Raw genomic sequence first — 22,365 nt, forward strand, 5'->3', positions numbered from 1 at the left:
GCCGGTAGGGCCCGGCCCCGTCAGCCCTCCGCGGCCAGCGGCAGCCGGCGCACGCACGCGAACCGGCGCGCCGACCCGTCGACCGGGTCGGTGAACGCCACCTCCGCGGCGAGCAGCTGGAGCGGCCGGGAGAAGTCGTCGACCGGCACGTCCAGCACCTCGGGGTACAGCGGGTCGCCGACGATCGGGATGCCGAGCCCCAGCAGGTGCACCCGGAGCTGGTGCGTCCGGCCGGTGCGCGGTGTCAGCCGGTAGACGCCCCGCCCGTCCACCTCGGACTCGAGCTCGACCAGGGTCTCGGCGTTCGGCGGCGCGCCGGGCACCACCTCCGCCTGCCACCGGCCGCGCTCCTTGCGCAGGTGGTCGCGCACCACGACGGGCAGCGCGAGGTCCGGCCGCAGGGGCGCCAGGGCGCGGTAGGTCTTGGCGACGGCGCGGTGCTCGAACAGCGTCTGGTAGGCGCCGCGCCACCGCCGCTCGGTGCTGAGCAGCAGCAGGCCGGACGTCACGCGGTCCAGCCGGTGCAGCGGCGACAGCTCCGGCAGGCCGAGCTCCTCGCGCAGCCGCACCACCACGCTCTCGCGCACGTGCCGGCCCCGGGGGATCGAGGACAGGAACGGGGGCTTGTCGACCACCACCAGGCGCTCGTCCCGGTGCACGACGTGGACGGCGCCCGGAACCGGCGGCTCGTCGCGCAGCTCCCGGTGGAACCACACGAACCGGTGCGGCGCGTACGGGTCGTCCGCGCGCACGGGCCGGCCGTCCTCGCCGACGAACGCCCCCGAGGCCAGCATCCCGGGCACGTCGACGTGCTCGGGCAGGCGGTCGCGCAGCCAGGCGCCCATCGTCGGCCACGGGTCCACCCGGTCGCGCGCGCGGTCCGGGGTCCGGACCCACGCCGCCCCCAGGCCGTGGCGCGGGGGCAGGGGCGAGCGGGGCGGCACCCGGTGATGGTACGAGGCCGCCCGCCGCGCCGGACGCTCAGAACTCCTGGAGCTCCAGGAGGTTGTCCGTCCACGCGCCGTCCGCCCACGTCCGCAGGTGCGCGGCCCCGAAGGCCGGGTGCACCGTCGTGACGCGCACCGAGGACGGGCCCTGCCCGACGTAGGCGTGGCCGCCCTCGGTGTCGATCCACTTCACCACGGCGGCGCGGGGGCTCACGCCGTGGTCGTTGTCCTCCAGGCTGGTCCACTGCACATCGGTGATGTGCTCGTGGTCCCGGACCCCGTCGGACAGGCGGATGTGGGTGATGCGGATGCTCATGGCGCGTTCTCCTCGACCACCGGCTGGGGCGCGACGCTGCGCCCTGGCCCAGCGTCCCGCCGCCCGCACGGCACCCGGAAGGGACTTCAGTCCGTGGCCGGGCGCGCGGGCGGTGCCGGCGGCAGCGGGTACCGGCGGCGCAGCACGCGGCGCTGGACGTACGTCCACGCGACCGTCACGAGCAGGTACAGGCCGGCCGCGAGCGGCACCACGCACGCGACCACGGCCGTCGTCAGCGGGAGCATCCCCAGCAGCCGCTGCGTGCCGGGGCCGGCGAGCGGTCCCGCGGGCGTGCCCGCCCCGGTCTCGGGTGCCGGCGGCGCCAGCGGCCCCCCGGGTCGCGCCGCCCGCCGGCTGAGCTCACCCACCGCCGCGACGGCCGCGACGACGGCGCCGAGGACGAGCAGGGTCGCCGCCGACGCGCCACCACCGCCCAGGACGCCCACGAGGCTCGACCCGAGCGGCACGCCGGCCAGCGTCTCGCCCAGCAGGGCGTTCGGGTGCCCGGCGAGCCGCGGGTGGACGAACACCGCGTAGATCACGCCGACCACCGGCGCCTGGAGGAGCACCGGCAGGCACCCGGCGAACGGCGTCGTGCCCTCGTCGGCGTAGAGCTGCAGCGTCGCGGCCTGGAGCTTCTCGGGCTGGTGGCTGTGCCGCCGCCGGAGCTCCGCGAGCCGGGGCGCGAGACGGGCCCGGGTCTGCTCCGCGCGCGCCTGCGAGACGCCGACGGGGACGAGCGCGGCGCGCACGAGCAGGGTCACGAGCACGACGGCGGCGGCCGCGGCACCGCTGCCGGCGAGGGGTTCGAGCAGGTGGGTCAGGCCCATGAGGGCGCGGTAGGCCGTGTCGAGCACGGCGGCGACGGGGGGCAGGGAGAGCAGGTCCATGGTGGGTCCTCGGTCGTGACGGGCGGGTACGCGTCCGCCGACCGACCCGTGCGCGCGGGCGACCGGTCACCGCGCGCTGCGCGGTGTCGGGTGGAGAGAGCCTCGGGACGGGTGGGTCAGCCGAGGAGCAGGCCGGGTGCCCGGGGACGGGGCCGCCCCGGGGCGTCGGGGTCGCTCTGCGCCGTCGAGGGCCCGGCGTCGGCCGTCGCGCGGACGTGCCCGGCGGGGACCGCGGCGACGTCGAGCACGAGGCCGCGCAGCCCGCGGGCCAGCAGCGCCGTCGCGACCGCGACCGCGAGGGTGGTGGCACCGGCGAGCACCAACGTGCTCGTCAGCGTGCCCGCCCCGAGGAGGAGCGCCAGCGACACCACGGCGTCGCGCAGCAGCTCGACGACGGGCAGGGCGTCTCCCACCGGGGTTCCTCTCGTCCGGAGGTGCTGGTGCGACCAGGGTAGCCGGTCGCCCGATCAGATAATCAGATAGGATGCGAGCCATGCGGACGATGACAGCGACGACGATCTCGCGGGGGTTCGCCGCGGCGCTCGACGCGGTGGAGCACGGCGACGTCATCACGATCACGCGCGGCGGCCACCCCGTGGCCGAGCTGCGTCCCGTCACGACGGCGACGGGACGATCGCTCGCGCGCGCGCTCGACGCGGCCGACGCCGCCCTCGACGAGGCGTTCGAGTCCGACGTGCACGCGGCGACGGACCTGCTCACCCCCGACGAGGGCGACCCGTGGCGCGACGCCTGATCCTCGACACGGGCGCCCTGATCGCGTTCGAGCGCGGCACGCTCGACCGGGCGGCCCTCGCCGACGACGACCTGGCCGTCGCCGCCGTCACGATCGCCGAGTTCCGCACGGGCGTCGAGCTCGCCGACTCCCCCGCGCGCGCGGCCTCCCGGCGCGCGGTCCTGGACGCGGTCACCGCGACGATCCCGGTGCTCGACTACACCGAGGCCACCGCGGCCCTGCACGGCCGCCTGCTCGCGCACACGCGCCGGACCGGCCGGCGCCGCAGGGCGCACGACCTGATCATCGCGGCCACCGCCGTCGAGCACGACCGCACCGTGCTCTCGACGGACGCCCGCGCCCGGTTCGGGGAGCTGCCGGCCGTCCGCTACCTCGCCGCGGCGGACGCAGCCGCCCGCTGACCCGCCGCGCGCTGACCCGCCGCCCGCCGACCTGCCCCGGGCACACGCGTGCCCGGGGCCCGTCACGGGGGACCCCGGGCACGCGCCGCGCCGCGTCCGGCGCGGGTCGGTGACCGCCGGGCCTCAGCGCGGCTCGCGCAGCGGGGCGGGCGGCAGCGGCTCGCGGGCGCCGCCCGGCGTGTCCTGGTACCAGTACGCCGTCGTGCAGACGTCGTCCGCCCGCTCGAACAGGCGTCCGCCGCGGTCGCCGATCTGCTGGAGCGTGACGCGCAGCCCGGTGGCGAACCGGATCGGGTCGGGCAGGTGCCAGCGGTACATGCCGTGGCTCGGCGGCATCGTCGTGTCGTACGGCGAGTGCGCGGTGCCGTCCTCGACGATCCGCTGGTGGTAGCCGAGGTACGCCGAGCTGAAGGTCTGCGCGCGGGGCACGGGGACCGCGCCGAGGTGGTCCTGGAACGCCCACGCGCCGCCGACGTAGTCCTCCACGCCGGTGCCGCAGATGGTCGGCAGGTCGGTGTCGTCGTCGACGAAGAACTTCATCTCGCCCTCGCCCCACCAGAACCGCTCGAGGGCGGTGACGCCGATGTAGGTGCCGACGTACGCCCCGCGGCCGGTCACCCCGTCGAGCACGACGTGGTCGGTGCCCCGCGGCGCGGCGGGGTCGGAGCGGCGCCACGCGGCGTGCAGGTAGCCGACGTCGTCGCCCAGGTCGTCGTCCAGCGAGTACGACACCTCGTAGAACACGTAGGGGATGTCCCCGGCGTGCTGGTTGACGAGCTCGATGCGCGCCCGCCGCCGGAACGGCATCGGCAGGTAGCAGTTGAACCCGCCGTTCGGTGCGACGACCACGGCCTCGGACGTCATGACGGACGCGGTGGCGAACCCGCTGCAGAAGAAGTCCCCGAACGGCACCTCGACGGCCGGCTCGTCCGCGTCGTCCCACGTCATGCGGAGCACGAGGTCCCGCAGCACGTACGGCCCGGCCTCCGTGTCGCGCGGCAGCGTGAACCACAGGTGCCGGATGACGCCGGGGCCCTCGATGTCCGCGATGGTCAGCGCCTCACCGGCCGGCACGGGCACGCACGGCCGGCCCTTGCGACCGGGCCCGAGCGCGGACGCGGCCGAGCCCCCGGCGCCCGGGGCACCGGTGGGGTTCTCGGCGCTCAGCGACCGGGTGCGGGTCCCGTCGAGGACGGCGTAGGCGGGCGTGGCGAGGGGCACGGCGGAGCTCCTGGGGGTCGGGGACGGGACGGGCGCGGTCACTTCACGGCCCCGGCGGTGACGCCGCGCGTGAGGGTCCGCTGGAACAGGACGAAGAAGACGAGCGTCGGCAGCAGCGACAGCAGGGACGCCGCCGCGAGCTGGGTGACGTCGAGGGTGTTCTGGCCCTTGAGGGCCGCCAGCGCGATCGGGATGGTCTGCGCCTTCGGCGTGATGAGCATGATCATCGGGATGAAGAACTCGTTCCACGTCCAGACGAAGAAGAACACCAGCAGCACCGACATGGTCGGGCGCATGATCGGGGTGACGATGCGGGTCAGCAGCACCCAGCGGTTGGCGCCGTCGACGCGGGCGGCCTCGAGCATCTCGTGCGGGAACGTCCCGAGCACCGAGCTCAGCAGGTAGGTGCCGAAGGCCGCCTGCAGCACCACGAAGATGATGACGACCGACCAGACCGAGTTCTGCAGCCCGACCGCCTGCGCGCCGGAGAAGAGCGGGTAGATCAGGGCCTCCTGCGGCAGGATCGTCGCGAGCAGCAGCACGAACACCACCCACGTGCGGCCGCGCACCCTCCCGATGCCGAGGGCGTACGCGCTGAGCATCGCCAGCACCACCCCGCCGACCGCGACGACGCCCGCGATGAGCACGGAGTTCGCGAGCAGCTGCGGGTAGTCGACGCTCGACAGGTAGCGCTCGAACGCCGACAGGGTCCACTCCTGCGGCAGCGCGAGCGGGCCGCGGCGCGAGTAGTCCGCGCCGGTCTTGAACGCGTTCGTGACCAGCAGGTAGAACGGCAGCAGCATCCCCACGCCGACGACCACGGCGAGCAGCAGCACCAGCCAGCGCTGCCCGAGCAGGGCGACGGACAGGCGGCGGTCGCGGGACCGGCGGCGGCGCCCGTCCCGGCGCCGGGCGGGGTCGGGCCGGCGCACCGGGGCGGCGGCGGTGGTCGTCGTCATCGGTCGGCCTCCACGGATCGCGCCTGCCAGAAGATGAGGCCCCCGGCGACGAGGCCGATCACCACGGCGAGCACCGTGGCGGACGCGGCGCCGTAGCCGACGCGGGACAGCTCGAAGAAGTTCCGGTAGGAGAAGAACGACGGCACGTAGGTCGAGCTCTCCGGGCCGCCCCTGGTGAGGATGAGCACGGGGGCGAACAGCTTCATCGCGCCGATCGTGGCGGTGAGCACCACCACGTAGATGTCGGTGCGGATGTGCGGCACGGTGATCGCGCGGAACCGGCGCCACCAGCCGGCGCCGTCGAGCTCCGCCGCCTCATAAAGCTCCGGGTCGACCCGCTGGAGCGCCGACATGAGCACCACGACCGGGTAGCCGATCTGCAGCCAGACCAGCATGAGCATGATCGACCAGAGCGCGATGCCGGGGTCGCCGAGCCAGTCGGGGAGCGTCGTGACGCCGAGCGAGCGCAGCACCGAGTTGAGCGCGCCGTCGCGGGTCTCGAGGATCCAGCTCCAGAGCACGCCGGCCACGGCGATGGGCAGGATCTGCGGCAGGTAGTACGCCGCCCGCAGCACCGACGCCGCCCGGGCCCCGAAGCTGCGCCCGATGTGGTCGAACAGCAGCGCCGCGAGCACGAGGCCGATCACGGTGGGCACCACGGCGACAGCGCCGATGAGGTAGAGCGTGTTGCCGAACGAGCGCCAGAACACGTCGTCCTGCATGAGCTCGCGGTAGTTCTCGAGCCCGACCCAGGTGCGCGGGGCGGCGCCGCCCTTCCAGCTGAAGAGGCTGTACCAGACGTTCACGGCGAACGGGACGAGGACGACCAGGCCGAACCCGACGCCCATCGGCAGCAGGTAGGCCCAGTAGCTGACGGGTCGCCGCGGCCGGGGCGCCGGTGCGGGGCGGGGCCGCGCGCGCGGCGGGGTGGTGGCTGTCATGCGTGTCTCCCGGAGTGGGGGCCCGGGCCGGCGTCGTGCCGGCCCGGGCCGTGCGCGTGGCGCGGGCGGGTCAGGAGTCCTTGCCGGAGTCGTAGAAGTCCTGGAGCCCGGCCAGGAAGCCCGCGGCGTCCGTCGACCCGTTCGTCATGCCCTGCAGCCCGCTCATCTGGAAGTCGAGCAGGCCGGGCACCGGGTAGTCCGGGTAGAACGACAGGGCGTCGGCGGCCTTGATGGCGTCGAACTGCTCGTTCATGTCCCGCATGCGCGGGTCCTCGATCGCGGCGGTGTCACCGGCGACGGGGATGCCGCCCTGCGCGGCGATCTCGTTCTGCACCTCGGGGGACAGGGTCGTGGCGATCCAGTCGTACGCGAGGTCCTTGTGCTGGGAGCTCGCCGGGACGCCCCACAGGTGGCCGGACGCGCCGGCGTTGAGCGCCGCCCCCGGGAACGTGAACGTGCCCCACTCGAAGTCGGCCTCCTCGGCGACCCGGGAGAACGACCAGGTGCCGTTGGCCATGAAGGGGAACTCCCCGGCGATGAACGCCCGCTCCATCTCGTCGGCCTTGATCCCGGCGAGCTGCGTGCCGAGGTAGCCCTTCTCGATCCACTCCTGGAGCCGCTCCGTGCCGGACGCGAACGCCCCGGACGTCACGTCGGGCTCGCCCTGCAGGAAGATGAAGTCGTCGATCTCCTGCCGGTCGGCGTCGCCCGAGACGAGCTGCCACCAGGTCTGGAGCACGGCGTGCTCGCCGGCGTTGCTGGAGACGGGCGTGACGCCGTCCGCGAGGAACGCGTCGAACATGTCCTCGAGCTCGGCCATCGTCTGCGGCGGGGCGTCGAAGCCGTGCTCCGCCAGCAGGTCCGCGTTGTAGTAGAACGTGAAGAACGACGCGATGTTCGGGACGCCGTACCAGTCGCCGGAGCCGGCGTGGCCGTTCTCGTCGTACTTCGCGAGCGCCGCGACCGAGCCCGTGATGGTGTCGTCCCAGCCGTTCTCCTCGACCACGTCGGTGAGCGGGTCGAGCAGGCCCTGCGCGGCGAGCTGCCCGCCGTCGGCGTTGCCCGTGTTGAACTGCATCACGTCGGGCACGTCGTCCCCGGTGAGCAGGATCTTCGCGTTGGAGCGGATGGAGTCGAAGCTCGTGGAGGCGAACTCGACGTCGACGTCGGGGTGCGCCTCCTGGAACATCTCGAGCGCGAGCTGCCACCCCTTGTACTGCGCGGTGGACGTCGTCTCGTACTGCAGGATCGTGAAGGTCGAGTCGTCGCCGCCCGATCCGCCACCGCAGGCGGCGAGCGCGCCACCTGCCAGGACCGCCACGGCCGCGCCGGCCACCCGGAGCCTCGTTCGTGTCACAGCTTCCTCCCACGTCGTCGCTGACTGTGTGCCGTGCCACCGCCCGCCGTGACCCGGGTTGCAGCGGTGGTAACGCTACCTCCGGCCTCGCGATGCGTCTAGCAGGAACGTCGCCCGCGGCACGTTGCGGTTTGGTAACGTGACCTCCGACCAGCGAGGGAGCAGCGGTGACGACGATCAAGGACGTGGCGCGCCTGGCCGGCGTGAGCCCCATGACGGCCTCGCGCGTCGTGAACGGCACCGGCAACGTCGGCGCCGACGCGGCGGCCCGCGTCCAGCAGGCCGTCGCCGCCCTGGGCTACACCCGCAACCACGCCGCCTCCACCCTCCGGCGCCGCGGCGGCCCCACGTGGACCGTCGGGCTGGTCATCGAGAACGTCGCCAACCCGTTCCAGGCCCAGCTCCACCGCGAGATCGAGGACGCCGTGCGGGAGCGCGGGTCGCTGGTGCTCGCCGCCAGCACCGACGAGGACCCCCAGCGGATGGCCGACCTGGTGCAGGAGCTCCGGTCCCGGCAGGTGGACGGCCTGGTGGTCGCCCCGCCGCCCGGCGACCAGTCGTACCTCGCCGTCGCGCGACGCCAGGGCATCCCCGTCGTGCTGGTCGACCGGCCCGCGGACGGCATCGCCGCGCCCGCCGTGCTGTCCGACGGCCGCGGCGGCACGCACCAGGCCGTGTCCCACCTCGTCGCCCACGGCCACCGGCGCATCGCGTACGTCACCGACCTGCGCTCCGCCACCATGCGCGAGCGGCACGCCGGGTTCCTCGACGGGCTGCGGGAGCACGGGATCCCCGCCGACCCGGCCCTCGTGCGCACCGACGTCGAGACCCCCGAGGCCGCGTCCGCCACGGTGCTGGAGCTGCTCGCCCTGCCCGACCCCCCGACCGCCGTCGTCACCGGCCGCGACGGCACCACGATCGGCGCCGTCCGCGCCCTGCACCGCGCCGGCGTCCAGCACCGCGTCGCCCTGGTCGGGTTCGACGACGTCGAGCTCGCCGACCTCGTCGAGCCGGGGCTGACCGTGGTCGCGCAGGACCCGGTGGCCGTCGGCCGCAGCGCCGCGCGGCTGCTGCTGGACCAGCTCGCCCGGCCGGACGCCGTGCTCGAGGGCGTGCGGCTGCGCACGACGCTGATCCCCCGGGGCTCCGGGGAGATCCCCGCGCCCTGACGCGCGCCGGCACGGAGGTCCTCCGCCGCGGCGCCCCCGGACGGTCCGCCGTTCACCCGCCCGCCCGGGGCCGCCACCCGGACGCGGGTGCCCGCCACCCGGGTGCAGCAGGACCGAGGTCCCGATCCGGCCGCCGACCAGGCCGAACCCGTCAGCAGGCCCCGGCGGCGGTCGATGCACCAGGCATCCCGCTCGCAGAGGAGAAGGTCATGCGCGTGTTCCGTCGTCAGGCCGCCGCCGACGGCGTCGCCCCCCTCGTCGCCCGCATCGGGGCCCAGGCGGTGCTCGACGCGCTGCCGGCCCCGCTGATCGTCGCGGACGACAGCGGCACCATCGTCCAGCGCAACCGCGCCGGCGACGTGCTCGCGCAGCGGATCGTCGCCCAGCACGGGAAGCACGTCATGGAGGCGCTGCGCGTCCGGCTCGCCGAGACCATCCGGGACTGCCGGCAGTTCCCCGTCACCACCATCACCTCGGTGCCGGTCGGTTCGGGGTCGGTGGAGCTCCGCGTCGTCCTCGACCGGCTGCCGGAGGGCTTCGTCGGCGTGTGGGACGACGTCACCGACCAGCACGTGCAGCGGCGCACCACCGTGGAGGTCGCCGACGAGCTCACCGGGTCGGCGTCGACGCTCACCGCGCTCGCCCAGCGGCTGGCCGACGACGCCGACGGGGTGTCCGGCCGTGCCGCGTCGGTGGCCGCCGCGTCCGAGCAGATGTCGGCCAGCATCCACGAGATCGCGTCGGGCTCCACGGCCGCGTCCGCCGGGACGGCCCGGGCGGTCGAGTCGGCGTCCACCGCGAGCCACCGCCTGGCGGCGCTCACCGAGGTCGTCGAGCGCATCGGCACCGTCAGCCGCCTCATCACGTCCATCGCCGAGCAGACGCACCTGCTGGCGCTCAACGCGACCATCGAGGCGGCCCGGGCCGGCGAGTCGGGCCGGGGCTTCGCGGTGGTGGCCGGTGAGGTGAAGTCGCTCGCCGACCGCACGCACGAGGCGACCGACGAGATCACGGGCATGGTCGACGCCATCACCGAGACCACCGCGCACGCCACCCAGGCCATCGGCGAGATCGTCACGCAGATCGAGGACGTCCGGGAGCGGCAGGCCGGCATCGCGGCCGCCGTGCAGGAGCAGTCGGCGGTCGCCGACGGCATGAGCCGGGACGTCGGCAGCGTCGCGGAGGCCGCCGCGGCCACGGCGCGCGCGGTCGACGGGCTGCGGTCCTCGGCGGACTTCGTCTCCGGGCGGGCGACGCGGCTCGAGGAGCTGTTCCAGGCCTGAGCGCGCGCGCCGGGCAGCCGTCGAGAGTGCAGTAGGTGCGGGGTTCGCGGCCCGGAAACCCGCATCTGCTGCAACCTCGACGGCGGCCGGGCGGGCTCGAGCAGGCTCGGGCGGGCTCGAGCAGGCTCGGGCGGGCTCGGGCGGGCGTCAGGCGCGGCGGCGCGCGACCAGGGCCCGGGCGACCTCGCGGGCGAGCGCGGTCCTGTGGCCCGGGTCCCGCAGGCGCATCGCGAGGTCGCCCGAGACGACCAGCAGCAGCTCCTCGGCGAGCGCCGCGGCGTCCGGGCCGACGACCGGCTCCGCGAGCGCGGTGAGCCGGGACCGCAGGGTCTCGGTGTCCGTGCGCACCGCGGCGGCGACCTCGGCCGACTCGTCGGCGTGCTCCGCGGCCGCCCCGAGGAACGCGCACCACCGCGCGCCGCGCGGGCCGGAGCGGAACGCGTCGAGGGCGTCGAACACCGCGAGCAGCCGGCCCTCGTCGTCGGGCTGCCGCTCGACGCACGCGTCCCACGTCGCGACCCAGTCGCGGTGCCGGCGGTCGAGCGCAGCGGCCACCAGCGCCTCCTTGGTGGGGTAGCCGCGGTACAGCGTCGCGGCCGACGCCCCGGCGCGGGCGAGGACGGCGTCGACGGGCGTGGCGGCGATGCCGCGGGAGAAGAACAGCTCCTCCGCCGCGTCGAGCAGCCGGGCTTCGGTGGTGGCGCGCACCGCCCCAGCCTATGCTCAAGAAGTGAAACGTTCGTTTTCGTTTCGGCCTCCGCCGCTCCCGCCCCCCGCCCGCCGCGCCGCGCTGCTCGCCGCCGGCACCGGGCTGATCGCCGCGACCTACGGCCTGACCCGGCTCGCCTACGGGCTCGTGCTGCCCGACGTCCAGGCGGAGCTGGCGCTGGACGACGCCGCCGCCGGCCGGGCCGCGCTCGGTGCGTCGCTCGCGTACTGCCTCGCCGCCGTGACCGGGTTCGTGGCGGCCGGCTCCCACCGGCGGGCGCTCGTCGCGGCGGCGGCGCTGACCGCCGGCGCGGGGGCCGCGGGGATGGCGCTGGCGCCCACGGCCGGGGGGTTCGCGGCGGCGGCGGTGCTCAGCTCGGCCGGCGCGGGGTTCGCCTCCCCCGCGCTGGTGCAGGTCGTGGCGGGCCACGTCCCCCCGGCCGCCGCCGACCGCGCGCAGGCCGTCGTCAACGCCGGCACCGGGCCGGGGCTGGTGGCCGCGGGCGTGCTCGCGCTGGTCGTGCTGCCGGACTGGCGGCTGGCGTGGGGCGTCGTCGCCGTCGTGACGGCCGCGGCCGGGGCGCTCGTGCTCGCGCTCGACCGCGGGGACGAGCGCTCCGACCGCGCGCCCCGAGACGGCCCCGAGCGAGCCGAGGGCGCCGGGGGCGCCGAGGGCGCCGCCCGCGCGACGTCGGGCGACGAAGCGGCGAGCGCCCACGCCCGCCCGGCAGGCGGCACCGCCCCGGCGAGGCGCCTCGTCTCCGCCCTGCCGCCCACCGCCTGGTTCGCCGCCCACCGCCGCCTGCTCGTCGCCGCCCTGCTGCTCGGGGCCGGCTCGGCCGCGGTCTGGACGTACGGCCGGTCCCTGCTGGTCGAGGCCGGCGCGGGTCCCACCGCCTCGGTCGCGGCGTGGATCGCCGTCGGGGCGGGCGGCGCGGCGGTCATCGGGACCGCCCGCCCGCTCACGGCCGCCGGACCGCGCACCGCGTGGGGGGTGACGGTGCTCGCGGTCGCCGCCGCCACGGCCGCGTTCGCCCTCGTGCCGGGCGCCACCGGCCCGGCCCTCGCCGCCGCCGCGGTCTTCGGCTGGGGCTACACCGCCGCGACCGGCGCCCTCATCGCGTGGACCGTCCGGCTCGACCCCGGCCGGGCGCCCTCCGGGACGTCGATGCTGTTCGTCGTGCTGGTGCTCGGCCAGGGCGCGGGCTCGGCGGCCGCCGGTGCGCTCGTCGGCGGGTGGGGCCCGCGGCCGACGTTCCTCGCGGCCGCCGTCGTCGTCGCCGGGGCCGCCCTCGTCACCCGGCGGGCGGGCGACGAGGGCGCGGCGGCGGGCCGTTCCGCGGACGGCGTCAGGCGTCGAGCACGAGCTCCGCGAGCGGGCCGTCCGGCAGCACCAGCTCGCAGAACGTGACCCGCCCGTCGGCGGTGAACACCTCCACCACGCTGCCGTCCACCACCACGCGCAGCGCGACCGGGCCGTCGCCGGGCACCGGCGCCACCGCCGGCGCGGTGAAGTGCGGGTCGAGGCCCGCGGCCGGCGCCGGGCGCGTCAGGACGAGCCCCTCGGCGTCGAGCGCCAGCGTCAGGACCGCGCCCCCGGTCTCGTCCCGCACCGCCACGCGCCCGCCCCGCGGCAGCACCACCTCCACGACCGCCGGCCCCTCCAGCGGGACGGCGCCCGGCGCGGGACCGACGGCGTGCACCGGTGCGTCGGCGGGCAGCACCGGCCGCTGCACCAGCACCGCCTCGCCGTCCACCCGCACCAGGGCGAGCTCCCGCGCCAGCGACATCGAGGAGCGCCACGGCGCCGTCGGCACCTCCCGGGCGTACTGCCACGACGAGGCCCACCCGATCGTCAGCGCCCGGCCGTCCGGCGCGTCGCTCCACGCCACCGCGGCGTAGTAGTCGTGGCCGTGGTCGAGCCAGCGCGGCGCGCCGTCCCGCAGCGGCGCCGGGGTGAACGTCGTGCCGTCGAAGTCGCCCACCAGGTACTGCATGCCGGAGCCCCCGGTGGCGCCGCCCGGGTTGAGCGACAGCAGCAGCACCCAGGCCCGCTCGCCAGGGGCGCCGCCCTCGACCGGGACCTGGAGCAGCGCCGGGCACTCCCAGACGCCGCCGACCGCGCCGACCGGGCCGACGTGCGAGGCGAGCGCCCAGTCGCGCAGGTCCGGCGAGGTGTAGAGCGCCACGCGCTGCCGGTCGGCCTCCACGACGGCCATGACCCAGTGGTCGCCGTACCGCAGCACGTACGGGTCGCGGAACTCGGCCGACCCGATGTCGAGCACCGGGTTGCCCTCGAACCGGGCGAACGTCCGGCCGCCGTCCCCCGACCACGCCAGCGCCTGCGACTGGTTGCCCGGCCGGGCCGCGGTCCACACGGCGACCAGCGCGCCCGCGCCGAAGCCCGCCGTGCCCCCGTGGTCGACCACCGCGGAGCCGGAGAACACCATCTCGCCGTCCTGCGCCGGGATCGCCGTGCCGTGCTCGGTCCAGTGCACGAGGTCCGCCGACGTGGCGTGGCCCCAGGAGATGTCGCCCCAGGTCGTCCCGTGCGGGTTGGTCTGGAAGAACAGGTGGTAGACGCCGTCGGCGTGCACCAGGCCGTTCGGGTCGTTCAGCCAGCGGTCGGCGGTCGTGAAGTGCCAGGCGGGCCGCAGGTGCGGCGTCGGGGCCGGCTGCGCGTCGGCGTCCGTGACGGCCGTGTCGCCGGCGGCGGGGAGCATCGTCATGTCAGCCCTTCACCCCCGAGGACGCGATGGACCCGATGAACGCCTTCTGGAACGCCAGGAACAGCGCCAGGACGGGCAGCGTGATCATCGAGGCGTAGGCCATGATCTGCCCCCACGACACGTTGAGCTGGAAGAAGTACTGGATGCCGATCATCACGGGACGCAGCTCCTCGGACTGCACGACCATCAGGGGCCACAGGTAGGAGTTCCAGGCGGGCAGGAACGTCAGGATCGCGACGGTGGCGACCGCCGGGCCGGACAGCGGCATCACCACGCGGCGGTAGATGCGGAACCACCCGGCGCCGTCCATCCGCGCGGCCTCGTCGAGCTCCGTCGGGATGGACGTGAAGTACTGGTAGAAGAGGTAGATCGAGAACGCGTTGGCCAGGAACGGGATCACCTGCACCTGGTACGTGTCGAGCCAGCCCTGCGTCAGCTCCAGGTGGAAGCCCTCCAGGCGCAGGCTCGGGAGCTTGTTCACCCACCACACGAGCGGCAGGGCCAGCGTCTCGAACGGCACGATGAGCGTCGCGATGATCGCGGTGAGCACGAGCTGCTTGCCGCGCCACCGCAGCCGGGCGAGTCCGAATGCGGCGAGCGAGTTGATCACGAGCCCGAGCGCCACGGTGACCGCGGAGATGCCGATGGAGTTGAGCAGCAGGCGGGCGAACGGCACCCGGTCGAACACCGCCGTGTAGTTGTCCAGCGAGATGTCCCCGACCGGCAGGAACGCCCGCCAGGACCCGAGGTCCGCGAAGATCTGCAGGTCGGGCTTCAGCGAGGACACGAACAGGAACAGCAGCGGCCCGACGAACACCAGGCCGAGCAGCACCCGCCCGGTCTGCGTGAGCCAGGCGGCGCGGCGGCGGCCCGCCCGCCGGCCGGAGCGGGCGCGCGGCTCCGGGGCGGGCTGCGCGGCGGGCGCCAGGTCCCCGGCGGCGGGGCCGGGCACCGGCGAGGTGGCGTGCGGGGGCGTGACGGTGGCCATGTCAGTCCTTGTCCCGGGTGAGGAAGCGCTGGACGCCCGACACGACGAGCACCAGCACGAAGAAGACGAGGGAGATCGCCGAGGCGTAGCCCGTGGCGAGCTGCTGGTAGCCGGTGCGCACGGCCATGTAGACGACGGTCGTCGTGGAGTCCAGCGGCCCGCCCTGCGTCATGACGTTGATCTGCGTGAACAGGCTCAGCGCGGCGATCGTGATGGTGATGAGGATGAACGTCCGGGTCGCCGCGAGGCACGGCCACGTGATGTACCGGAACCGCTTCCAGCCGGTGGCGCCGTCCAGGTCACCGGCCTCGTAGAGCTCGCCCGGGATCGTCTGCAGGCCGGACAGCCAGATGATCATGTGGAAGCCGACGGCCTGCCAGATGGACATGAGGATGATCGCCGGCAGCGCGGTGCGGGTGTCGTTGAGCCAGTCGACCGGCTGGTACGACGGGTGGACCACCGTGATCATCGCGTTGAGCAGCCCGTCCTTCTGGTACAGGAACCGCCACAGCAGCGACACCACGACCATCGACGTCACGACCGGCACGAAGTACAGCGTCCGGAAGATGTTCGTGCCGCGGACCTTCGCGTTGACCAGCAGCGCGAGCACCAGCGCCAGGCCGGCCTGCACCGGCACCACCACGGCGGCGAACACCACGGTGTTGCGCAGCGACGCCCAGAACACCGGGTCGCCCCAGAGGGTCGCGAAGTTGTGCAGCCCGACGAACGAGGCCGGCCGCGGGGAGATCAGCCGGGCGTTGGTGAACGCGAGGACGAACGCGAGCACCACGGGCACGACGAGGAACACCACCAGCAGGGTGGCGGCGGGCGCCACCATCCAGGCGGCGGTGCGTGCCTCGTGCCCGCGGCTGGTGCGCGTGCCGCCGCGGGACGGGCGGCGCGCGGCGGACCGCGGTCGCAGGCGCGCGGCTCCGGTGGCGAGGGCCATGGCGGGACCTTTCGGGGTGGGGCGCGACGGCGCGGAGGCCGGCGCGGGGGTCGGGGTGCCGTCCGCTCGGAGCAGCGGTGCGGGACGACGGGGTGCGGCCGGCGCCCGGGCGGACCGGGACGACGGGGTGCCGGGCGGCGGGCGCCGGCCGCGGGGCGTCAGAAGGCGTAGTCGCCGTTCTGCGCGATGTCGTTGTCGATGTCGGAGACGGCCTTGTCGAGGATCGTCGCCGGGTCGCCGCCGGACAGGATGTCCTGCGTCGCCTTCTGGAACACCGACGTGATGTACGGGTAGGCGGGCGTCACCGGGCGCACCACCGCGTAGTCCTGCGAGAACGTCCGGAACACCTCCTTGGCGCCGCCGGCGGCGTAGTCCGTCATCGCCGCGGCCGCCTCGTCGGTGGCGGGGATGGTGCCCGTCGCCTCCGCGAGCGCCTGCACGTACTCGGCCTGGTGGCTGAACTCGAGGTAGGCGCGCGCGCCGTCGACGTCCTCGCACTGCGCGCTCATCGCCCACTGCCAGGAGCCGCCGCCGATGGCCGGGCCCTCGCCGAGGTCGACCGGCGGGATGACCACCGCGTCGTCGCCGAACGCGTCGGTGACCGTGTCGTACGCCCACGAGCCGCTGTAGAGGATCGCGGACTTCCCGTTGACGAAGTCGGCCGTGGCGTCCTCGCCGGAGCGCGCGGCGATGTGGCCGTCCGCGACGAGGCCCTGCATCCAGCCCGCCCAGTCGAGCGCGGCGTCGCCGTTCAGCACGCCGTCGGCCGTGGTGTAGCCGTCCCGGTCGACCAGGTCGCCGCCGGCGGACTGCAGGAACGGCGAGTAGGCGTAGGTGATCCACTCGCCGGTGCCGCCGGTGCCGAGGTCCAGGGGGTAGTCGTACTGCCCGGTCGCCTGGAGGTCGTCGAGCACCGTCTCCAGCTCGTCGCGGGTCCACGGGTCGTCGGTGGTGGGCACGCGGGCGCCGACCGCCTCGAGCGCCGAGGCGCGCGTGAAGAACGCCAGCGCGACGTCGTAGTGGCCGAACGCGTACACGTCCCCGTCCACCTCGCCGATCGTGCTGGGCAGCTGCCCGTCGAGCTCGTCGTCGGGCAGCCCGAGCGGCTGGATGTAGCCGGCCCACGCCCAGTTCGGGACGTTGGGGGCGTCGATGTCGAGCACGCACGGCAGCTTGCGGGCGGACGCGGCGGCCACGACGGCGTCGTTGTAGGACGCCTGCGGGAACGCCTCGAGCTCCACGCGGTAGTCGGACTGGCTCGCGTTGAAGTCGTCGACGATCTGCTGGTTCGCGGCGAGCTCGGCGTCGTTGCCGCCGTTGTGGGTCCACAGGGCGATGGTGGTGGGGCCGTCGCCGCTGCCGCCGGACGACCCGGAGGAGCAGGCGGTCAGGGCGACGAGGGAGCAGGCGGCTACGCTGGCGGCTGCGAGGCGCCGGACGGTGTGACGAGACACGGAATGGTCCTCCGGATCACTGGATGGTCGTTCATCTGGTGTGCCGCGACGCGCTGCAACGCGTCGCTGGGGCGCCGCCCCGGGGTCATTCCCGGGGCGGCGTTCCGACGGAGGCCCGGTGCACGACCGGACCCCGGAGCCGGACCGTGCGCACCTCGGGCTCGTGGCCCTCGTCGCGCGCGGAGATCTGCTGGTACAGCTGCTGCGCCGCCCACGCGCCCATCTCCCGGTGCGGGAGGGCGACGGACGTCAGCGGCGGGTCGATCGCCTCGGTGAGGATCCGCATGTCGTCGAACCCGACGACCGAGACGTCCACGCCGACGCGCAGCCCGAGGGCGTGCGCCGCGAGGTAGGCGCCCATCGCCATGCGGTCGTTGAAGCAGAACAGGCCGGTGGGGCGGTCGGGTCCGGTCAGCAGGGCGGTCGCGGTGCGCCGCGCGGCGTCCGTGGTCGGCTCGCTGGGGACGACGACCACGTCCTGCGCGGGGCGCCCGGCCTCGGCGCACGCGGCGCGGAAGCCCGCGGGGCGTCCGTGCGAGGCCGGGATGTCGTCGGCGTCGTTGATCATGGCCAGCCGGCGGTGACCGGCGTCGAGCAGCACCGCGGCTGCGTCCCGGCCGCCGGCGACCTCGTCGGGCGTGACCCACGAGTGCGTGCTCCCGGCGGCCTCGGCGTTGAGCACCACGACCGGCACGTCCGCGAGGCCCTGCGGCACCTGGACCACCCGGTGGTACATCGCGGCGTACAGCACGCCGTCGACCTCCCGGTCCAGCAGCTCGCGGACCTCGCGGGCCTCCAGCTCGGCGTCGTACTCGGTGTTCGTCACGAGCAGCACGCCGTCGTGCGCGCGGATGACCTCCTGCGCCCCGGCGATGAGCTCCCCGGCGTACGGGGTGGTCGCGATCTCGTCGCCGACGAAGCCCACGGAGTCGGACCGGCGGGTGCGCAGCGTGCGCGCGACGGCGTTCGCGGAGTACCCGAGCTCCTCGGCGGCGCGGCGCACGCGCTCCTGCGTGCCGGCCGACGTGCGGGTGCCGGGGGTGCGGTTGAGCACGTGCGAGACCGTCGTCGCGGACACCCCGGCGCGGGCGGCGACGTCCCGGATGCTCACGCGTGCTGCCACGGGCCGCTCACCGCCACTTCGTCGTGTCCGTGGCTGCCAAACCGTTTTGTCAGCCGAGTGCCAAAACGATGAACCACCGGACGGGTCCGTGTCAACCCACCGCCGCGCACACGACGTGCGGCTGCGGCGGACACCGCCGGGGCGGCGCCGGGGGCGAGGTCAGCGCAGCGGGCGTCCGTACTGGTCACGACCTCCGGAGGCCAGCAGGACGATCCCGTCGACGACGGCCCACAGCCACACGGCCGGGGCGATGACGAACCCGATGAGCACCACCATGAGCAGCCCGCCGAGGAAGAAGCCCAGCAGCTGCAGCAGGCCGATCGCCGTCTGCCCCGCGTAGAGCCGCCCGACGCCGCACACGCCGACCAGCGGCAGCAGGAGCTGGAGCAGGCCCGCGGTGGAGCGGCTCTTGTCCGACCACGGCAGCCCGGTCGCGGGGTCCACCCCGTACGGCGCGGTCGGGCTCGCGTACAGCGGCGCCGCGGGCGGCGGGTACGCGGCGGCGTACGCCTGCACGGCGCCCGGGTACGGCTGCTGCGCGGCGTACGGGTCCTGGCCCGGGTACGGGTCCTGCCCCGGGTACGGCTGCTGCGCGGCGTACGGCTCGGCCCCCGGGTACGGCGGCTGGTCCTGCGGCGTCGGGTACGGGTCGCCGACGGGCTGCGCGCCCTCGGCCGGCTGCGGGGGCTGCTGCTCGTCCGTCATGCGCCGGACACTAGCGCGGCGGGCGCCGCCCGCGGACGGGATTCCCGGGCCGTCGTGGGCGCCGGCGGTCAGAACGCGTAGCGGCTCACCGCGTCGGGGTGGATCACCAGGCGGACCTGCTCCTCGGCGAGCAGCCCCTCGAGCTCCCGCGCGCGCACCGGGTCGTCCAGGTCCCAGTACCGGGCCGCGAGCCGGGCCGCCAGGTCGTGGCCACCGTCGTGCTCGACCGTCACGGGCCCCGACACCGCCACCCAGTGCTCCCGCTCACCCACGGGGGCGGCGACGACGATCGACGCCCGCGGGTCCTCGCGCAGGCGGCGGACCTTCAGCGTCCCGGGGCCGGTGAACAGCTGCACCGTGCCGTCGTCCGCGAGCTCGAACCACACCGGTCGCGGCTGCGGCGGCGTGGGCCCGGCGGCGACGGTGAGGAACCCGTGCAGCGGGCGCTGCAGCAGGGCGCGGTCCTCGGCGGTGAACGCGGCGGCCATGGTCGTCCTCCCGGGTGAGTGGCGGATCCTCCTCGCGCAACCCCGGGCGGCGCGCACGGATTCCTCGCCGGCGGCTGTCGATCCGGGGCCTTCCCGTTCGACCTGGGAGGTGAGAGGGTCCGCGGGAGGCGGGCCACCGACACCGAGGGAGACGACGATGGCCAAGTACATGCTGATCATGCGGGGCACCGACGAGGGCGTCGCGGCCTTCCGGGAGCTGGACTTCCGTGAGGTCATCGCGGCGATGGGCCGGTACAACGAGTCGATGATGCAGGCCGGGGTGCTCGTCGGCGGCGAGGGGCTGAGCGACGCCACCGAGGGCGCCGTCGTGGACTTCACCGCCGAGACCCCGGTCGTCACCGACGGCCCCTACGGCGAGACGAAGGAGCTGTTCAACGGCTTCTGGATCCTCGACGTGCCCGCCCTCGACGACGCCGTCGAGTGGGCCAAGCGCGCCCCGCTGCACGGCGCGGGCAACAAGATCGAGGTCCGCCGCGTCACCGGCCCCGAGGACTTCCCGCAGGACGACGAGTGGATCCAGAAGGAGGCCGTGTGGCGGGAGCAGCTCGGGACGAACTGAGCGCCGCCGACGCCGGGCGGCGCGCCGTCGAGGCGGTCTGGCGGATCGAGTCCGCGCGGATCGTCGGCGCGCTCGCCCGGTACACCGGCGACTTCCCGCTGGCCGAGGACGTGGCGTCCGAGGCGCTGGCCGAGGCCCTCGTCGCGTGGCCGCGTGACGGCGTCCCGCGCGACCCCGTCGCGTGGCTGCTGCACGTCGGCCGGCTGCGGGCGGTCGACGCGTTCCGGCGCCGGTCCGCCCGGGACACCCGGTACGCCGCCCTGGGACGCGGGCTGCCCGAGGGCGGCGCGCACGCGGGTGCCCAGCCCGCCCTCTCGGACGACCCCGACGTGCTGTGGGACCCCGACCGGATCGACGACGACCGGCTCGCGCTGCTGTTCGTGGCCTGCCACCCCGTGCTGCCGCGCGAGGCCCGGCTGGCGCTCACGCTGCGGGTGGTCGGCGGGCTCACCAGCGAGCAGGTCGCCGCGGCGCTGCTCGTCCCCGTGCCGACCGTCCAGGCCCGGATCACCCGCGCCAAGAAGACGCTCGCCGCCGCCGGCGTGCGGTTCGAGGTCCCGCCCGCGGCCGAGCGCGCCGAGCGCCTCGGGTCGGTGCTGAACGTCGTGTACGTGCTGTTCACCGAGGGCTCGTCGGCGTCCACCGGCGACTCCTGGATCCGGCTCGACCTCGCGCACGAGGCGGTCCGGCTCGCGCGGGTGCTCGCGCGGCTGGTCCCGGACGAGCCCGAGGCCCAGGGCCTCCTCGCGCTGCTCGAGCTCACCGCCGCCCGGTTCCCCGCGCGCACCGGCCCCGACGGCGAGCCCGTGCTGCTCGCCGACCAGGACCGCCGCCGGTGGGACCGGTCCGCGATCCGCCGCGGCCGCGCCGCCCTGGCCCGCGCGCACGCCGCCGGCCGCGGGCTCGGGCCGTACGCCCTCCAGGCCGCCATCGCCGAGCAGCACGACCTCGCGCCCTCCGTGCCCGGCACCGACTGGGCGCGCGTCGTCGAGCTGTACGGGGCGCTCGCGCAGGTCGCCCCGTCCCCCGTCGTCGAGCTCAACCGCGCCGTCGCGGTCTCCCAGGCGTCCGGCCCGGCGGCCGCGCTGCCCCTGGTCGACGCCCTCGCCGACGCCGGCGCCCTGCGCGGGACGTACCTGGTGCCGAGCGTCCGCGGCGAGCTGCTCGCCCGCCTCGGCCGGACCGACGAGGCCCGGGCGGAGCTCCTGCGCGCGGCCGCGCTGTGCGGCAACGCCCGCGAGCGGTCGGTCCTGGAACGCAAGGCAGCGGACCTCCGGGACGCCTGACCGCGCCCCTCCCCGCGACCCCGGCGGTTCCCCTTCGGAGGCTCCGACAGTCATCGGAGGGAGGGACGCGGGCTCGGAGGTCTCCGCGGACACCTCCGATCCCGCGCGGACCTCTCCGATCACGGTGGGAGCCTCCGACAGTGAGCACGAGGGTCCGTCCCGGAGGCCGGGGCCGCATACGACTCGGCGCAACCCACCGGCCGGGCAGTCGGTGCGCGCGTGTAGCATCGGTCGAGCAGGACGCTTCGCAGCCTCCCGCATCGCCTTGAGCCCCGCGCCCCGTGGTGCGGGGCTCTCGTGCTGCTACGGCTCCCAGCACAGCTCGTGCACGATCGCGGGGGCGACTCTGCCCCAGATCTCGTCGTTGGCCCGCTGCGCACGCGGATCCGCTTCTGCGTGGGTGCACCTCCGCCGGTGCAGGAAGGTCACGAGGTCGGCCGCCTGCAGGAGCCGCGAGTGCTCCGAGGGCGCGAAGTGGATCGTGTCGATCAACCGGTGCAGCGTCGTGCTGCGGTACCCGGGAGTGCCGCCGACCCGGAACTCACGGAAGTTGGTGCGGTGACGGTCGCTGTTGTGCACCTCGTCCGCCAGCACGAGAGCGTGGGCGCCGGAGACCTCAGCGCGCTCGTCCACCCGCTCCAGCAGGTGACCGAGCACGACCTCGTGGGGCGGGTGCGGGTTCACGTAGCGCTCGCGCTGCCGGCGGACGTTCATGCCACGCAGGACGACCTGCGCACCCGAGCTGCCGAGGACCTGCATCGCCCTGGCGTACACGTTGATCCGGGCACGGGTGGGGACGTCGCGCCACTCGCCCTTGCCCTGGAACAGCGGGTTGGCGTGCATCTCCGCCGCTGGCGACAGTCCGAACCTCCCGCAGTAGTCGCCCACGATCGCGTCGAAGCCGGCCTCGATGCGCGCGGCGGCTTCACCGTCGACGAGGACCGCGCCGAGGTAGAACCGCTCGGCGGTGTACGACTCGTCGACGTACGCCAGCAGCAGCCCGGACGGGAACGGGTCCCGACGGACGTCCGGTCGATCGTGCGTCACGCTCGGTTCGTTCTCGCGGGCGACAACGGTGTTCACCCGGGCGACGCTAGCCGCGGAGCGCACGACCACC

The 22,365-nt window shown here is 75.2% G+C and carries 24 protein-coding genes; 7 read left to right on the top strand and 17 right to left on the bottom strand.

Annotated elements, in window-relative coordinates; translation table 11 throughout:
* Window positions 1-20 precede the first annotated feature (20 nt).
* The 4 genes from P9841_RS10095 to P9841_RS10110 all read right to left on the bottom strand — a co-directional run bounded on the left by P9841_RS10095 (window position 21) and on the right by P9841_RS10110 (window position 2,566).
* Window positions 21-944, bottom strand: a complete 924-nt coding sequence (locus tag P9841_RS10095; RefSeq protein WP_283318562.1) for a pseudouridine synthase — start codon at window positions 942-944, stop codon at window positions 21-23.
* A 37-nt stretch (window positions 945-981) separates the two neighbouring features.
* On the bottom strand, window positions 982-1,263 hold the full coding sequence (locus P9841_RS10100; RefSeq protein ID WP_222171018.1) for a DUF3892 domain-containing protein: 282 nt from the start codon (window positions 1,261-1,263) through the stop codon (window positions 982-984).
* An 86-nt stretch (window positions 1,264-1,349) separates the two neighbouring features.
* Entirely contained in the window at window positions 1,350-2,153 is an 804-nt protein-coding gene (yidC, locus tag P9841_RS10105) for a membrane protein insertase YidC (RefSeq protein WP_283318563.1), read from the bottom strand.
* Between the two features lie 116 nt (window positions 2,154-2,269).
* A complete protein-coding gene (locus tag P9841_RS10110) occupies window positions 2,270-2,566 on the bottom strand; it encodes a DUF6412 domain-containing protein (RefSeq protein WP_283318564.1) in 297 nt (98 codons plus the stop codon).
* 80 nt (window positions 2,567-2,646) lie between these two features.
* Between P9841_RS10110 and P9841_RS10115 the strand changes: the two genes are divergently transcribed.
* Both P9841_RS10115 and P9841_RS10120 read left to right on the top strand, forming a co-directional pair.
* Entirely contained in the window at window positions 2,647-2,907 is a 261-nt protein-coding gene (locus P9841_RS10115) for a type II toxin-antitoxin system Phd/YefM family antitoxin (RefSeq protein ID WP_283318565.1), read from the top strand.
* The gene (locus P9841_RS10120) at window positions 2,892-3,308 is read left to right on the top strand and encodes a PIN domain-containing protein (RefSeq protein WP_283318566.1); all 417 of its coding nucleotides are present in this window, start codon (window positions 2,892-2,894) and stop codon (window positions 3,306-3,308) included. Before P9841_RS10115 ends, P9841_RS10120 begins: the two co-directional genes overlap by 16 nt.
* Window positions 3,309-3,431: 123 nt before the next feature.
* Here P9841_RS10120 and P9841_RS10125 read toward each other — a convergent pair whose 3' ends face one another.
* The 4 genes from P9841_RS10125 to P9841_RS10140 form a co-directional block, all read right to left on the bottom strand.
* Window positions 3,432-4,529: a glycoside hydrolase family 172 protein gene (locus P9841_RS10125; RefSeq protein WP_283318567.1), complete on the bottom strand. Its 1,098-nt coding sequence runs from the start codon at window positions 4,527-4,529 to the stop codon at window positions 3,432-3,434.
* Window positions 4,530-4,567: 38 nt separating this feature from the next.
* Window positions 4,568-5,488 (bottom strand): carbohydrate ABC transporter permease, encoded by a 921-nt coding sequence (locus P9841_RS10130; RefSeq protein ID WP_283318568.1) that lies wholly within the window; start codon window positions 5,486-5,488, stop codon window positions 4,568-4,570.
* Window positions 5,485-6,429, bottom strand: a complete 945-nt coding sequence (locus P9841_RS10135; RefSeq protein ID WP_283318569.1) for a carbohydrate ABC transporter permease — start codon at window positions 6,427-6,429, stop codon at window positions 5,485-5,487. The genes P9841_RS10130 and P9841_RS10135 overlap by 4 nt, the downstream gene beginning before the upstream one ends.
* A gap of 70 nt (window positions 6,430-6,499) precedes the next feature.
* Window positions 6,500-7,786 (bottom strand): ABC transporter substrate-binding protein, encoded by a 1,287-nt coding sequence (locus P9841_RS10140; RefSeq protein ID WP_283318570.1) that lies wholly within the window; start codon window positions 7,784-7,786, stop codon window positions 6,500-6,502.
* A 167-nt stretch (window positions 7,787-7,953) separates the two neighbouring features.
* On the opposite strand from P9841_RS10140, the gene P9841_RS10145 reads away from it, so the two are divergent.
* Together P9841_RS10145 and P9841_RS10150 are read left to right on the top strand one after the other, a co-directional pair.
* Window positions 7,954-8,955: a LacI family DNA-binding transcriptional regulator gene (locus tag P9841_RS10145; protein ID WP_283318571.1), complete on the top strand. Its 1,002-nt coding sequence runs from the start codon at window positions 7,954-7,956 to the stop codon at window positions 8,953-8,955.
* Between the two features lie 215 nt (window positions 8,956-9,170).
* Window positions 9,171-10,238 (top strand): methyl-accepting chemotaxis protein, encoded by a 1,068-nt coding sequence (locus tag P9841_RS10150; RefSeq protein ID WP_283318572.1) that lies wholly within the window; start codon window positions 9,171-9,173, stop codon window positions 10,236-10,238.
* 147 nt (window positions 10,239-10,385) lie between these two features.
* On the opposite strand, the gene P9841_RS10155 is transcribed toward P9841_RS10150, so the two are convergent.
* Window positions 10,386-10,946: a TetR/AcrR family transcriptional regulator gene (locus tag P9841_RS10155; protein ID WP_283318573.1), complete on the bottom strand. Its 561-nt coding sequence runs from the start codon at window positions 10,944-10,946 to the stop codon at window positions 10,386-10,388.
* A gap of 22 nt (window positions 10,947-10,968) precedes the next feature.
* On the opposite strand from P9841_RS10155, the gene P9841_RS10160 reads away from it, so the two are divergent.
* Window positions 10,969-12,357, top strand: coding sequence for an MFS transporter (locus P9841_RS10160; RefSeq protein WP_283318574.1), 1,389 nt, complete (start codon window positions 10,969-10,971; stop codon window positions 12,355-12,357).
* Here the strand turns inward: P9841_RS10160 and P9841_RS10165 are convergent.
* The 7 genes from P9841_RS10165 to P9841_RS10195 all read right to left on the bottom strand — a co-directional run bounded on the left by P9841_RS10165 (window position 12,296) and on the right by P9841_RS10195 (window position 19,382).
* On the bottom strand, window positions 12,296-13,675 hold the full coding sequence (locus P9841_RS10165) for a glycoside hydrolase family 32 protein (RefSeq protein ID WP_283318575.1): 1,380 nt from the start codon (window positions 13,673-13,675) through the stop codon (window positions 12,296-12,298). The genes P9841_RS10160 and P9841_RS10165 overlap by 62 nt on opposite strands.
* A gap of 1 nt (window position 13,676) precedes the next feature.
* Window positions 13,677-14,663: a carbohydrate ABC transporter permease gene (locus P9841_RS10170; RefSeq protein WP_283318576.1), complete on the bottom strand. Its 987-nt coding sequence runs from the start codon at window positions 14,661-14,663 to the stop codon at window positions 13,677-13,679.
* Between the two features lies 1 nt (window position 14,664).
* On the bottom strand, window positions 14,665-15,612 hold the full coding sequence (locus P9841_RS10175; RefSeq protein WP_283318577.1) for a carbohydrate ABC transporter permease: 948 nt from the start codon (window positions 15,610-15,612) through the stop codon (window positions 14,665-14,667).
* Between the two features lie 158 nt (window positions 15,613-15,770).
* Entirely contained in the window at window positions 15,771-17,066 is a 1,296-nt protein-coding gene (locus P9841_RS10180) for an ABC transporter substrate-binding protein (RefSeq protein WP_283318578.1), read from the bottom strand.
* Window positions 17,067-17,151: 85 nt separating this feature from the next.
* Window positions 17,152-18,189 (bottom strand): LacI family DNA-binding transcriptional regulator, encoded by a 1,038-nt coding sequence (locus tag P9841_RS10185; protein ID WP_283318579.1) that lies wholly within the window; start codon window positions 18,187-18,189, stop codon window positions 17,152-17,154.
* Window positions 18,190-18,348: 159 nt separating this feature from the next.
* Window positions 18,349-18,894 carry an NINE protein gene (locus P9841_RS10190; RefSeq protein WP_283318580.1) on the bottom strand — a complete coding sequence of 182 codons (546 nt, stop codon included), beginning with the start codon at window positions 18,892-18,894 and terminating at the stop codon, window positions 18,349-18,351.
* 68 nt (window positions 18,895-18,962) lie between these two features.
* Window positions 18,963-19,382, bottom strand: coding sequence for a pyridoxamine 5'-phosphate oxidase family protein (locus P9841_RS10195; protein WP_283318581.1), 420 nt, complete (start codon window positions 19,380-19,382; stop codon window positions 18,963-18,965).
* Between the two features lie 157 nt (window positions 19,383-19,539).
* Between P9841_RS10195 and P9841_RS10200 the strand changes: the two genes are divergently transcribed.
* Window positions 19,540-19,962, top strand: coding sequence for a YciI family protein (locus P9841_RS10200; RefSeq protein ID WP_283318582.1), 423 nt, complete (start codon window positions 19,540-19,542; stop codon window positions 19,960-19,962).
* Window positions 19,935-21,248: an RNA polymerase sigma factor gene (locus P9841_RS10205; RefSeq protein WP_283318583.1), complete on the top strand. Its 1,314-nt coding sequence runs from the start codon at window positions 19,935-19,937 to the stop codon at window positions 21,246-21,248. Before P9841_RS10200 ends, P9841_RS10205 begins: the two co-directional genes overlap by 28 nt.
* A gap of 303 nt (window positions 21,249-21,551) precedes the next feature.
* Here the strand turns inward: P9841_RS10205 and P9841_RS10210 are convergent, their stop codons facing one another.
* Window positions 21,552-22,295: a DUF3800 domain-containing protein gene (locus P9841_RS10210; RefSeq protein ID WP_283318584.1), complete on the bottom strand. Its 744-nt coding sequence runs from the start codon at window positions 22,293-22,295 to the stop codon at window positions 21,552-21,554.
* Window positions 22,296-22,365 lie beyond the last annotated feature (70 nt).

The sequence above is a fragment of the Cellulomonas sp. ES6 genome (assembly GCF_030053835.1).
GTDB lineage: Bacteria > Actinomycetota > Actinomycetes > Actinomycetales > Cellulomonadaceae > Cellulomonas.